8 protein-coding genes are annotated in these 14,533 nt (G+C 40.8%); all 8 read left to right on the top strand.

Going from position 1 to position 14,533, the window contains the following annotated elements; translation table 11 throughout:
• Positions 1-307: 307 nt before the first annotated feature.
• The 8 genes from J2S11_RS10690 (at position 308) to J2S11_RS10655 (ending at position 14,405) form a co-directional block, all read left to right on the top strand.
• Positions 308-1,081, top strand: coding sequence for a TVP38/TMEM64 family protein (locus J2S11_RS10690; protein WP_307394381.1), 774 nt, complete (start codon positions 308-310; stop codon positions 1,079-1,081).
• Between the two features lie 389 nt (positions 1,082-1,470).
• Positions 1,471-3,978, top strand: coding sequence for an S-layer homology domain-containing protein (locus tag J2S11_RS10685; protein ID WP_307394380.1), 2,508 nt, complete (start codon positions 1,471-1,473; stop codon positions 3,976-3,978).
• A gap of 157 nt (positions 3,979-4,135) precedes the next feature.
• Positions 4,136-6,745: a winged helix-turn-helix domain-containing protein gene (locus tag J2S11_RS10680; RefSeq protein ID WP_307394378.1), complete on the top strand. Its 2,610-nt coding sequence runs from the start codon at positions 4,136-4,138 to the stop codon at positions 6,743-6,745.
• Positions 6,746-6,825: 80 nt separating this feature from the next.
• Entirely contained in the window at positions 6,826-7,590 is a 765-nt protein-coding gene (locus J2S11_RS10675; protein ID WP_307394699.1) for a DUF817 domain-containing protein, read from the top strand.
• Positions 7,591-7,674: 84 nt separating this feature from the next.
• A complete protein-coding gene (locus J2S11_RS10670) occupies positions 7,675-8,589 on the top strand; it encodes a hypothetical protein (RefSeq protein ID WP_307394376.1) in 915 nt (304 codons plus the stop codon).
• Positions 8,590-8,734: 145 nt separating this feature from the next.
• Positions 8,735-10,717: an excinuclease ABC subunit UvrB gene (gene uvrB / locus J2S11_RS10665; RefSeq protein WP_307394375.1), complete on the top strand. Its 1,983-nt coding sequence runs from the start codon at positions 8,735-8,737 to the stop codon at positions 10,715-10,717.
• Positions 10,718-10,791: 74 nt separating this feature from the next.
• Entirely contained in the window at positions 10,792-13,653 is a 2,862-nt protein-coding gene (uvrA, locus tag J2S11_RS10660; RefSeq protein ID WP_307394374.1) for an excinuclease ABC subunit UvrA, read from the top strand.
• Positions 13,650-14,405, top strand: a complete 756-nt coding sequence (locus tag J2S11_RS10655; protein ID WP_307394372.1) for an HD domain-containing protein — start codon at positions 13,650-13,652, stop codon at positions 14,403-14,405. The genes uvrA and J2S11_RS10655 overlap by 4 nt, the downstream gene beginning before the upstream one ends.
• The last annotated feature ends 128 nt before the right edge of the window (positions 14,406-14,533 follow it).

Genomic DNA, 14,533 nt, shown 5'->3' with positions numbered 1-14,533 from the left:
GAGTCTTTGCTGTTACAGCAGCAGAGGCTCTTTTTTAGTATATGGTCAAACGTTATGTCTTAATACAGTTTACTTCTAAATAAGATTCATACTCTCTATAGTCATTATAATACTTTAATTGCTGAAATATCAAAAAGGTTGAAAGAGCATGAAGTGGGGGGAATTCGCACTGTAATGTTATTCTGCCGTGAACAATATCGATTCTTCATATATAATGGAAGTGCATAATAACTTTAATCATTCAAATTTGAGAATCTAAAGTTTAAGAATTAGATTGAGAACGAACTAGGATAGGTGGCAGATAATCGTGTCCAAGGATAAAAAACAGATAGAAACGGATAAAGAATTTTTTGAAACAGATAATAAAGATTTAGGAATTGCTGATAAAAAAGAGCTAGAATCAAAAGAAACCGTAGTAGAGCTAGCTACACCTTCAAAGCTCGTCTTTTGGAAACGGCTCATTTCTATTATTATTACTGGCGCGGTGGCTGCGAGCATCGTGCTTTTTCGTGATGAAATTTTACTCTGGCTCGACCAGGCCAAGGATGTACATGCCTTATGGATTATGGGGGCTGCTACAATTCTAGCATTGTTTCCTGTGATTCCTTACCCTATTATTGGAGGAGCATTAGGTTTAACGTTTGGTCCAGAGCTTGGAGCTGTTTATACATGGGTTGGCTCAGCCGCAGCGTCTATTATTATGTTTTTACTGCTCAGATGGTTATTCTTCGATTGGGGTCAGCGTATTTTAAAGAAGGTCAAGGTTATTGATCGAATGACAGCTTTATTTGAGCGGAACGCCTTTTTGTTTATTTTAGCTACACGTATGATTCCTTTTATTCCTTCTATTGTGGTGAATGCGTATTGTGCGGCAAGCAAGGTTGGATTCTGGCCGTATGCTTTGGCTTCCTCCCTAGGAAAGGTCCCTGCTATGTTTCTATTTGCTGTTTTAGGCGACCAGCTATTAACAGAACCTAGGAATATGCTTATCTCTGTTTCCGTCTATGCTTTGTTTATTCTTGTGATATACATAAGCTATTTCAAAATTTACCTGCGTTTTTCATCCGCAAATAAAAGATAAGATGAATAGGGATGGATGGTATACAGCCCTAGCTTTATGACGTAAAGGCTCTCTCTAGGAAGAGGGCTCTTTTTATACTAATTAGAAGCTAAAAGCTTAAAGGTCAATAGGATTTGGAAGGCTAAGGCTTTACTAAGACTTAGCCATATAACAAATTCTACCAATAACTAAAGTTATATCTCTAGTTACTATTTTTAAGCGGATGTACTCTCTATAATAGATAGAGGTTATTTTTGTAAGGAAGAATGAGTATTCAATTAAGGGGTTGGAAAACGTTGAGAGAGAACAAGGTGATACAGTCATCACATGAGGAAATAAGAAGTAAGAGTCATCGGAGAAAGCGGCACAAACATCTGTGGATAAGAATCAGGAAGAGCATGCACATACTTTTGAAGATAAGTGTATGTTTTCTATTACTTTTTACTAGTCTTTTATCCTTCCAGCCTAATATGGTCTTTGCTGAAGTGGTACTCGATCAAGGGCAAACTGATGGAGGGACCAATGCTCCATTCATCCTTGGATTAGAAAATCCAGCCTACCAAACGTTTCGAGCAGGATATACGGGGGAGTTGGACAGAGTCGAAATAATGATTCGAAACAATTCTCTCGCGGATTGGGCTGAGGAGGGCTTGGCTCGTATCCTCTCTCATCCTGATGGAGAAGAAATTGGAAGGCAGGTTTTCCCCATACCTAGATTACAGGACTTTTACAGCAATTACCCAGATATTTATTTTACGGAGAGGCCTCAGCTGATTGAGGGGAACGTGTATCGAATTGAATTAAGTCCATTAACAGGTAGGTTTTCATGGGTCTATCACCAGTTTAATAGCTACGCAGACGGAGAAAGCTCCATTCATGCAGGATACGATTTTCTATTTAAGACATATATGCTTTTAGATACAGAGCCACCAGTCATTGCACTCAATCCCCAGTCAGCGCAACCAACTGCAGGGGATGTGGAAATCAATGTGGCTGTTACGGATAGGAGTAGGATAGAAAGTGTAAAGTGGGCTGAGGGGCAGCTAGAGATCGGTGACTTTCAGAGCATAGGCACTGATATTACGTTTGGGCGTAGCTTCACTGTTGAAGAGAATGGCTGGTATACGGTGTATGCAAAGGATGCTGGTCACTATGGAAACGAAGCAGTAGAGACGATTCAGATTACCAATATTTATAAACAGACTCCTCAAAAACCATTAGTGACTACAGGTCCTCAAATTGTCAACACGAATAGTATGGTGGTTTCAGGAACAGCGGAAGCTAGAACGGAGGTAAGGATTACTGGAGGTCTTACTAGCAGTCAGGAGCAAGTGAGTGCAACCGGAGAGTTTAGTATCGAGGTGCCCTTACTGCAAAACTCATTAAACTCCTTACAGATCGTTTCTCGAAACCCTGCCGGTCTTGAAAGTGAGGCAGAGACACTTACTATTATCCATAGTAATCAAAAGCCTATCATTCAATTACAGGGTGAGACCCACGTTCCGCACATTCAAGGAGCAGAGTATGTTGATGCAGGAGCCATAGTAGAAAGCTCTGTGTATGGGGAGACGGGAGAGCCAACTGTTAACAATCTAGTCGAGACTACAATACCGGGAGTATATCCCGTTCATTACACGTATACAAACGGAGCTGGATATGAAGCTGATTCGGTGACGCGTTGGGTTACAGTAGAGCCAGCTGTAACGATCTCGTTACAGGGGGAAAGTGAGATAACAATTTCTCAAAATGAGGAATATGCTGAGCCTGGTTATACGGCTGAAAGCTATTATGATGGTGATCTTACCGCTCTGGTCAATGTGACCGGGAAAGTAGATACAACAACAGTAGGAACCTATGAATTAGTCTACAAGGCTTCCGATTCGAGAGGCTTTGATGCCGAAGAGCAGAAGCGTTTAGTCCACGTCGTGGAGGTCAAAAAACCTAATTTGCCTCCAAGTGGCCCAGAAGCTCCTATTAACGGGGATACCGTTACACCTAATACACCAAAGCCCGCACCAAACTCAGCGAATACTATGCTGAAGGAGCTGCGACTAGTTGCAGGTACTCAGAAGCTTGCTCTTAGCCCAAGATTTGACCCTAATACGTTTCATTACACGGCCTATACCTCAGCAGCGACATTAACCCTACAGCTTGAGACTGAAAATCAGAAGGCGAGGATAAAAATAGGAGACGAGTTTCTTGATTTCCCTCAGACCCTTCCTATAGAGGTAGGCAAAAATGAATGGGAAATTACAATACAAGCAGAGCAAGGCACAGCAAAGACGTATCATCTTGTTGTGTTTAGAGATACAGGAGATACGGCTTCGTCCAAATGGATGGATATCCGGGGACATTGGGGTGAGTCAGCTATTCTAGAAGCGAATGCTCAAGGGTGGTTATCTGGGTATCCAGACGGTATATTCCAGCCGAATGATTCTGTAAGTAGAGCTGAGTTTGTTCGAATATTAGTTCAGGCATTAAAGCTAGATATGGGTGAACATTTCGCAGCTAACGCGGATACTAAATTAGACGGTTTAAGTGCAGAGGACAGGAAGGCCAGTAGCCAAGAAGATTTAGAGGCTCTAAGCGCAGCGGTCAATCATGGATTAATTCAAGGAGATCGTGAAGGTCGTCTTCATCCACGAGGGAATCTTACAAGAGCAGAGATGACTATGATTTTATACCGATTGTACAGAGAAAAAGAGCAACCCGTTAGGGCTGTACAGTATGGCGATGCTCGATCTATTCCAGAGTGGGCTAAGGAAAGTGTAAGAACAATATCGGCTCTTGGAATCGTTCAAGGCCGTTCTAACGGTCACTTTTCTCCCTATGACCTGACCACAAAAGCAGAAGCTGTCACCGTTATTCACCGTTTGCTGAAGGCAGGACAAGAGCCTATAAACGAACAAATTAAATAAAAGCTGTTCTGTTAAGACCCCAGTCATAGAGCTGGGGTTTTCTGTATGAAGATAAGAGTGCTAAGTAAGGTAAGTTTTAGTATAATAAGTCTATATAAATACGTCTCCCTTTGGTCTAGAGATAAGGACTAGCAAGGGCAGTAAAAAGGTGAAGTGAATGGAAAAGAAGGATCTATTTTCCTCTCGTATATTAAAGACGAAACTCCACATACCTGGATCACGTTCAAAAATGATACCTAGGCCTTTTTTGTATGAGAAGCTACAGGCGGCTGCAAAAGAAAAGCTAACGGTCGTTTTAGCTCCAGCTGGCTTTGGGAAGTCTACCCTGCTTAGCCAATGGATTAGAGAGTCGAACACGCCCTCGGGTTGGGTTTCATTAGATAAAAACGATAACGATCCCGTACGGTTCTGGGAATATTTTATTTCGGCGCTTAACGTCTATCAAGCAGGCTTCGGACAAAACACACTGCTTGTTCTACGATCAGCAGGCCATAGTGATCCAGAATTATATATGTACACCCTGTTAGAAGAATTGGAACAAATCAAAGAGCCGATGGTTATCGTGTTGGATGATTTTCACGAGATTACGTCATCTGCTGTCCATCAAGGGATGTCTATTTTACTTCAACACCTCCCACAGCAGCTTCATATTATGCTCTCAACTCGTCAGGAGCCTATTTTTCCTCGGCATAAGCTGCGAGTTAGAAATGAGCTAACGGAAATAGGAATGACAGATCTAAGATTTACAGCAAAAGAATTGCAGCATTTCTTTAATGATGTTCTAGAGTTTAACCTTTCTCTGGAAAACGTGCTGCTTCTGCAGAAATCTACAGAAGGCTGGGCGGCAGGAGCTCAATTAGCCGCTTTGTCAATGAACGGAGATTACCAACCGGCAAATTCTCTTATTTCTACTTTAAGCGGGAATATGGGGTATATCAGTGAATACTTAGAAGCAGAGGTTCTAGAGCAGCACCCTCATGAGGTACAGTTATTTTTAGTCAAAACGTCTTTGCTTAAACGAATGAATGGTTTCTTATGTGATGCACTCACAGGACAGGGAAATGGACATGTGATGCTCCAGCATCTAGAAAAGAACAATGCATTTATTATCCCTCTTGATCATGAGCAGACCTGGTATCGTTACCATCATCTCTTTGCTGATTTGCTTCAATCAAAGCTATATAAAATTTTTCCAAAAGAGGTTCAAGAACTGCACCGACAAGCTAGCCAATGGTACGCTCAGAACGGATTTTCTATTGAAGCCATAGAGCATGCTTTTGAAGCACAGGATTATGAGCTAGCCGCTACATTCATAGATCAAGAAGCTCCTTATTTGCTAAAAAAGGCGGAAATGGACACCCTTCTACGTTGGCTAGAGCGTTTTCCTCCTGGATGGGTGAATCAAAGATCAATGCTGTCCCTAATTAAAGCTTGTTGTTTAGCTGTATCAGGTCAGTTAGATAAAGCTGGAGCGCTTTTACAGCTCCAACAAGAAAAGATTAGTAGTGAAGCCTCCCTATCTATACAATCTAAAAATGAGCTTTTAGCTGAGGTTGATGCTATCAGTGGCTATATAAGTCTTGTCAAAGGTGAACATCAGACTGTTATAGAATTATTTTCCTCTTCAGGACAAAAGCAGGATAAGGTGAGCCGTTTTTTTGAGGTAGGACTTGAATTAAATACATATGAAGCCACACCCATAAGAGGAGTGTTAGGCTTTAAAGGTGCTCTAACAAAAGTAAAAGAGGTCTACCCTGAACTAAGGAAGCTATTTTGGAACAGAGGCTTAGCTATTACGGGATATGGATCTGTGATTATGAGCGAGCTGCTGTATGAGTTCAATGATATGGAGCAAACAGAATATTTCGTCCTACGAGGTATAGAGCTAGGGAAGAAGTATCAAAACATAGGCATTCTAGTCCCTACGTATATTACTTACGTTAGGTATCAGATAGCTCAAGGTCATATAAATAAAGCGTTTAAAATAGTAGGAGAGCTTGAACATCACATTACGAGTGAGTTTACGGAATCTTCCCATTTATCTCATTGGATAACTGTATTGAAGGCGTTACAAGCTCTCATCTGGATCAGAGAAGGAAACCGCAAGGAAGTTTATAGATGGTTGAAAAAATCTCCGATGTCTATTCATGATGTTCATACTTCACATAAAGAATTTGAGCAATTTATTAGAGTTCGAGCTTATCTAAGAGTGGGAGAAACAAAGGAAGCTTTTAAGTTGCTAGAACGCCTAAAAGAAATGACGGAAAGCGAAGAGCGCCTTGGTAGCCAGATAGAGACTTTTTTACTCTTAGGGATAGGTTATCATTTGGAAATGGATGAGATACAAGCTCAGTATCATATAGAGCAGGCATTAAGGTTAGCCGAGCCAGAGGGATATGTACGGCTTTTTTTAGATGAAGAAAAAGAATTGGCACCCTTATTAACCAAAGTTGTCCGAAAAAAAGAGAAGGACGTATCGCCAGAGGAAAACAAGTCCTTGAATTACGCTAGATTCCTTTTGGAGCATATGATGGTGGAGACGGATAGCCGCATCTCTAATAAGCTAAATGTTATAGAGCCACTGACAGCAAGAGAGGAGGAAGTGTTGTCACTTATTGATAAAGGCTTTACAAATAAAGAAATTGCTTATTCCTTGGATCTTAGTGAAGGAACCGTTAAGGGCTATTGTCACAAAATTTTTGCCAAGCTTCAGGTCACGAATCGAACGCAGGCTATGGCTAAATTAAGAGAAATGAGAGCTCCATAACAATGAAGCCAATGAATGAAATAAAACAAACAAAGCAAACAAAGCCTCAAAAAAAGCAAATAAAACAAAAGCTATACAGAATGATCGCTGATATCTATCATTTTGGAGTACAGCAAGCTCTTGCTTGTATTTTTCCTGTGTTTATTTTTGGGATGCTAGGTCTTTCTAAGGTTATAGATATTCCCTTTCTACATCGCTATGACTTCTTGCTCTTAAGCTGCTTACTTATGCAGATTGTCATGGTAAGGGCACGTTTAGAGACTAGAGATGAACTGAAGGTGATTACAGTCTTTCATCTAATTGGTCTTACTTTAGAAATCTATAAGGTGCAAATGGGGTCTTGGAGCTATCCAGAAGAGGGATGGAGCAAAGTATTTGGAGTCCCTCTATATAGTGGCTTTATGTACGCTAGTGTGGCTAGTTACATGTGTCAGGCATGGAGAAGATTAAGGTTAAATATTGTAAAATGGCCTCCTTCCTACTTTACCGTTCCACTAGGAGCAGCTATTTATCTTAATTTTTTCACTCACCATTTTATAGTTGATATCCGTTGGTATCTCACGGCTGCTATATTCATTGTATTTTTCAGAACAATGGTTCACTTTGAAGTAAATGGTCATCGTTATCGTATGCCTCTTGCCGCTTCCTTCGTCCTTATTGGGTTCTTCATTTGGCTTGCTGAGAATATAGCTACTTTTTTAGGGGCGTGGACATACCCGAATCAGCAGAATGGCTGGAGTCTAGTTCATCTCGGTAAATTTAGCTCTTGGTTTTTACTTGTCATCGTTAGCTTTATCATTGTGGCTCAGTTAAAGCATATAAAAGGGAAAGGAACTATGGTCTAAAACAATGTAAGCAAATGTAGGAATTATAAGGAAAGATTAATCAATTTATAAAAAACTAGCATGAAAAAAGGGGAGAGTGAATGCTTGGAGCTTATTGGAACACCAATTATATTATCTGCAGTTATTGGGGGAAGCATTGCTGTAGTTACTTTGTTGACTAATTTATACCTGTCATTGTCGAAGCATAAATATCATGAGATTACGAGTTATCAAAATTTAGTCATTGATAAACTTGAAAAAATCTATTCTCCTCTATTAAATAAAATTAAAATCAACATTAAAAAACAAGTTCTCATTGATGATAGCATCCAAATTTTAGTAGAGAAGTATGGTTATCTCTTATCTGATGAACTATTTGAGGATATTTCGTCACTTCGGAGAATAGAAGACTTGGATAAATTACAAAAGCCATTTAACACTTCAAAAATAGAGAGGGATAACCTAAGAAGAAAAATATACGATTCACTAAAAAGAGAATTTAAGGAATTAAAAGGCTACCATGAAAAGAGTTTTAATAGGTATACTAAAAAACTAAACAAAACTTTACTGGTAAGTACTCTAGATAAAATAGTATTAATTTGTTATTTAATAACTATAAGTTTCTATCTGTTCCTCATAGCCCGGTTAATAATAGCTGATATTACACCTGAGCTAGTTTTTTTTGAAAATTCTATTATCAACACGTTTTTTGTAATTTTTATGATTATCATTATAATTACTACATTATCAGGAATTGGAGCTATAATCGGCAACTTAGTTGATTTTATAACAAAAATTCGTGGAAAAAAGAAAAAAATGTTTACAGTGTATGATTATGTTCCGGAATCAGGAGAATATATCTGTAGGATCTGTGGTAGTACACAAATGAAGTATCAATATTCAAGGTTTGATAATTGTGAAAAACACTCTTTTACAAAGAATTTAAAAATCCTATATTTGTATTTCAATTGGAAGAAAAAAAGCATTCAATTTTATAATGAGTTAGATCAGGAAGCTTAAGCTAAATCAGTCAAAAAGAACATATATTCGATTTCTGTTGTCTATTTCACAGACTTTTGTGCTATAATCATTATTATGGGAGCAAAAGTTCGCTATCCACTTTTTTAAATGAGGTGGAGGCTTAAAAATGAGGTGAATAGATCGTATGCTAGATCGTAAATTTGAGCTTGTTTCACCCTATGAACCACAGGGGGATCAGCCATCTGCTATAGCCAAGCTTGTCCAAGGCTTGGAAGAGGGAAAGAAGCATCAAACATTACTTGGAGCAACAGGGACAGGGAAAACGTTTACGATTGCTCAAACGATAGCTAAAGTCAATCGTCCAACGTTGGTGATTGCTCACAATAAAACACTGGCTGCACAGCTGTATAGTGAGTTTAAAGAGCTGTTTCCGAATAACTCGGTCGAATATTTTGTTAGTTATTATGATTACTATCAGCCAGAAGCGTACATCCCTCACTCCGATACGTATATTGAAAAGGATTCAAGTATTAATGATGAAATAGATAAGCTACGTCACTCGGCGACGAGTGCTTTGTTTGAACGCAATGATGTGATCATTGTGGCTTCGGTTTCCTGTATTTATGGGTTAGGTTCTCCAGAGGAGTATAGTGAATTGGTTCTTTCCATCAGACAGGGAATGGAGCGCAGTCGTGATGATGTCCTGCGTAAATTAGTTGATATTCAATATGAACGCAATGATATCAACTTTCACCGTGGAACGTTCAGGGTTCGAGGTGATGTGCTAGAGATCTTTCCTGCTTCACGAGATGAGCAGGCTATTCGTGTTGAGTTTTTTGGTGATGAAATTGATCGGATTACGGAGATCCAGGTCGTTACGGGAGAGATTCTTGGTGAACGCAATCATGTGATGATTTACCCAGCCTCCCACTTCGTGACACGGGAAGAAAAGATGAAGAAGGCGATGGTGAACATCGAGGCTGAATTGGAAGAACGTCTTGCTGAATTCCATGAACAAGGTAAGCTACTAGAGGCCCAGCGCTTAGAGCAACGGACGCGCTACGATTTAGAAATGATGCAGGAGATGGGTTTTTGTTCGGGGATTGAAAATTATTCTAGACATTTGACTCTTCGTGAAGCTGGAGCTTCACCGTATACACTGATGGATTTCTTCCCGGATGACATGCTGATTGTGATTGATGAGTCCCACGTATCTGTTCCGCAGATTAGGGCGATGTATAATGGAGACCAGGCTAGGAAGCAGGTTTTGGTTGACCACGGCTTCCGTTTACCATCCGCTAAGGATAATCGCCCTCTTCGTTTTGAAGAGTTTGAGCAGCATATTAAAAATGTGTTATACGTCTCAGCTACTCCAGGTCCTTACGAGCTTGAGCATGCCCCAGAGGTTATTGAACAAATTATCAGACCAACGGGACTGCTAGATCCAACAATTGACGTGCGTCCGATACAGGGACAGATTGATGACTTGTTGGGTGAGATTCAAGATCGGATAGCGAAAAAGGAACGTGTATTGGTAACAACATTGACGAAAAAGATGTCAGAGGACTTAACGGATTACTTAAAGGAAATAGGTATTAAGGTACGCTATTTACATTCAGAAATTAAAACTCTGGAGCGGTTGCATATTATCCGCGAATTACGACTTGGTGTTTTTGATGTGTTAATTGGAATTAACCTGCTAAGAGAAGGTCTTGATATTCCTGAGGTGTCCTTAGTGGCTATTCTAGATGCAGATAAAGAAGGATTTCTACGGTCTGAGCGTTCCTTGATTCAAACAATCGGAAGGGCAGCGCGTAATTCGAATGGTCATGTGATTATGTATGGTGATAGGATTACAAACTCTATGCAGATTGCTTTAGATGAAACGGCAAGAAGAAGAGAGAAGCAAATGGCCCATAATGAGCAGCACGGAATTACTCCTAAGACGATTGTTAAAGCTGTCTTTGATGTTATTGAAGCGACTAAGGTAGCGGAGGATACAGCGGGATACGATGCTGCTGCACCGTTAACGAAGATGTCGAAGAAGGACAAGCAAGCGATGATAGCGCGGATGGAGAAAGAAATGAAGGAAGCGGCAAGACAGCTTCAATTTGAAAGAGCTGCTGAGCTAAGGGATTTGGTGCTTGAGCTGAAGGCTGAGGATTAGACTGAACAATTCTTAATAGGGAATATGATGTAGCATAGGATTAGCGATAGAATGATAACGAGAAGGTGAAGGATATGAGTAGAGAGAACATCGTCATAAAAGGGGCTAGAGCTCATAATTTAAAGAACATTGACGTAACCATTCCGAGAGATAAGTTTGTCGTTTTAACTGGACTATCTGGATCAGGGAAATCCTCCCTAGCGTTTGATACGATTTATGCGGAGGGACAACGAAGGTATGTGGAGTCTTTATCAGCGTATGCAAGACAGTTTCTAGGGCAGATGGATAAACCTGATGTAGATTCTATTGAGGGTCTTTCACCAGCGATTTCTATTGATCAAAAAACAACAAGTAGAAATCCACGTTCAACCGTTGGAACAGTGACCGAAATCTACGATTATCTACGTCTCTTATTTGCTAGAATCGGCCGTCCGCACTGTCCAGAGCATGGCATTGAAATTACCTCTCAAACGGTTGAGCAAATGGTGGATCGAATTGTTGAGTATCCAGAGCGTACGAAGATGCAAATTCTTGCTCCAGTGATTCAAGGGCGTAAGGGTGAGCATGTTAAGCTTCTAGAGGATATCCAAAAACAAGGCTTTGTTCGTGTACGTGTTGATGGGGAAGTACGAGATTTATCTGAGGAAATTAAACTAGAGAAAAATAAAAAGCATACGATTGAGGTTGTCGTAGACCGAATTGTGGTTAAGGAAGGCATTCAGTCGCGCTTAGCTGACTCGATTGAAACAGCTTTGAAGATTTCAGACGGAAAAGTGATTGTGGATTTAATGGGAGACGGAGAGCTGCTATTTAGCTCAAATTTAGCTTGTCCAGAATGTGGCTTCAGCATCGATGAGCTAGCTCCTAGAATGTTCTCCTTTAACAGTCCTTTTGGGGCTTGTCCATCCTGTGATGGATTAGGAAATAAGCTTGAGGTGGATCCTGAATTAGTCATTCCTGATCAAAAGAAATCTCTTAACGAAGGAGCTATTGCTCCTTGGGATAGTAGTACATCAAACTATTACAAACAGCTTGTAAATGCGGTATGTCAGCATTTTAGCATTGATCAGGATACGCCTGTCGGAAAACTAAGTAAGGAGCAGGTTGATGTTATCCTTTATGGCAGTAAGGGTGAAAAGCTGTATTTTAAATATACGAATGAGTTTAATCAAATTAGAGAGGGACAAGTTGTATTTGAAGGCGTAGTTCATCATGTAGAAAGACGCTATAAGGAAACGTCCTCCGACTTTATTCGTGAGCAGCTTGAAGCGTATATGAGTCAGAAGCCTTGTCCGACCTGTAAGGGTGCAAGATTGAAGAAGGAGATTCTAGCCGTTACAATCAATGAGAAGAATGTAGACTTCGTGACGCGTCTATCCATTGGTGAAGCGAAGAACTTCTTTGCCGATATCAGCCTAACGGAGAAGGAAAAGAAAATTGCCCAATTAATTCTGCGTGAAATTGAAGAGCGATTAGGCTTTTTGAATAACGTAGGGTTAGATTATCTTACCCTCAATCGGGCAGCCGGTACACTCAGCGGTGGAGAAGCACAGCGTATCCGTTTGGCTACGCAAATAGGGTCAAAGCTGATGGGTGTTCTATATATCCTGGACGAACCATCCATTGGCTTACATCAGAGAGATAATACCAGACTTATTCAGACCCTAGAGCATATGCGGAATTTAGGTAACACGCTAATAGTGGTTGAGCATGATGAGGATACGATGCTAGCTGCTGATTATATTATTGATATTGGACCCGGAGCTGGAGTGCACGGGGGTAATATTATTGCTGAAGGCACACCAAAGGAGTTAATGCAGCAAGAATCCTCTTTAACAGGTCAATATCTTAGTGGTAAGAAATATATCCCACTCCCTGCTGAACGCCGTAAGACGAATGGAAAATGGGTTGAGGTCAAGGGAGCCAAGGAGAATAATCTGAAGAACGTAAGTGTAAAGCTTCCTTTAGGTGTGTTCTCATGTGTGACAGGTGTATCAGGCTCAGGAAAAAGTACATTAATTAATGAGATCTTACTCAAATCTCTCATGAAGGAATTGTATAAATCCAAGGCCAAGCCTGGTCAGCACAAACAGATTATAGGGATGGAGCAATTAGACAAGGTTGTAAATATAGATCAATCACCAATAGGTAGGACGCCACGCTCCAATCCAGCTACGTACACAGGTGTTTTTGACGACATCCGCGACGTATTTGCTTCAACGAATGAGGCGAAGGTCAGAGGGTATAAGAAGGGGCGCTTTAGCTTTAATGTAAAAGGTGGACGCTGTGAGGCATGTAGTGGAGATGGGATTATTAAGATTGAGATGCACTTCCTGCCTGATGTTTATGTCCCTTGTGAAATATGTAAGGGGAAAAGGTATAACCGAGAAACTCTTGAAGTGAAATATAAAGGAAAGACGATTTCCGATATTCTAAATCTGACGGTAGAGGATGCGGCGGAATTTTTCCGTAACCTGCCGAAGATCAAACGTAAAATGGATACGTTAGTCGATGTAGGACTAGGCTATATACGCTTAGGACAACCTGCTACTACTCTTTCAGGTGGAGAAGCACAGAGAGTCAAGCTTGCTTCAGAGCTACATAGACGTAGCACTGGACGCACGATGTATATTTTAGACGAGCCTACAACTGGATTACACATTGCTGATATAGAAAAGCTATTAGTTGTCCTGCAGCGTTTGGTAGACAACGGTGATTCTGTTTTAGTTATTGAGCATAATTTAGATGTGATTAAGACAGCAGACTACATTATTGATCTCGGTCCTGAAGGTGGAGATAAGGGTGGGAAGATTGTAGCGTCTGGGACACCTGAAGCTGTTAGTGAGGTGAAGGGGTCTTATACGGGTGAATATCTCAAGCCGATCATTGAAAGAGACCGTAAGAGGATGGAGGAAAGGAGAGCCGTTAAATCATGAGTCAGGACATAAGCAATAATGAAGCCTTGAGTGTGAAGGAAGACCAGACTATTGACGGTTTGGATAAGGATAGTTCATTTGCCCATGCTAAAGGAGTATCTGGTCTTGAGGAACTGCTTGCCTATTTCTCTCCAGCCTTAGTCGCTAGAACAAAGCAAAGCTTTGCAGGGCAGGATCCCGCTCATGACTGGGCGCATAATGTAAGAGTTATGCTTGTAGCTGAACGGATTGGGCAGGAGGAGCAAGCAGATATGAAAATTCTGCGTTATGCCGCCTTACTCCACGATATTGGACGAGCTGAGGAGCGTCGGACAGGTGAATGTCACGCTGAAATTAGTGCTCGGTGGGCAGCTGAGTGGCTTGAGTCAGAGCCAGCCTTTACCCAGCTAGATGCTAAGGAGGAAGCTGAGCAGATTAAAGCGATTCAACAAGCTATTTTGACTCACCGCTTCCGCAAAAATAATCCTCCAACAACGCTGGAGGAGCGCATTTTATTTGATAGTGATAAGCTAGATTCAATTGGTGCGATTGGTATAGGCCGAGCCTTCGCATACTCTGGGCTCATTAAGCAGTCGATTCAGCTTTTACCAGGTGAGGAAGGACATACGCCAACGGGAGAATTTCAAGTAAAGCTAGTTAAGCTTAAGGATCGGCTGTATACACACACAGCGAAAAGGCTAGCCGAGGAGCGCCATCAATTTATGGTAGACTTCTATAAGCGCTTTGAATTAGAAATACTAGGTTTGGTTTAAATAAGAGATTAGTAAAAGTCGTATTAGCCCAATTTAAAATGTACCCTATAGAGTAGACACATAAAAAAGTCTACCTGTAGGGTGCTTTTTTGTATAATTAAAACATACAGACAAATATAGCTTGAGAC

This window comes from Bacillus horti (assembly GCF_030813115.1).
GTDB lineage: Bacteria > Bacillota > Bacilli > Caldalkalibacillales > JCM-10596 > Bacillus_CH > Bacillus_CH horti.
This window is presented reverse-complemented; position numbering and strand designations above follow the sequence as displayed.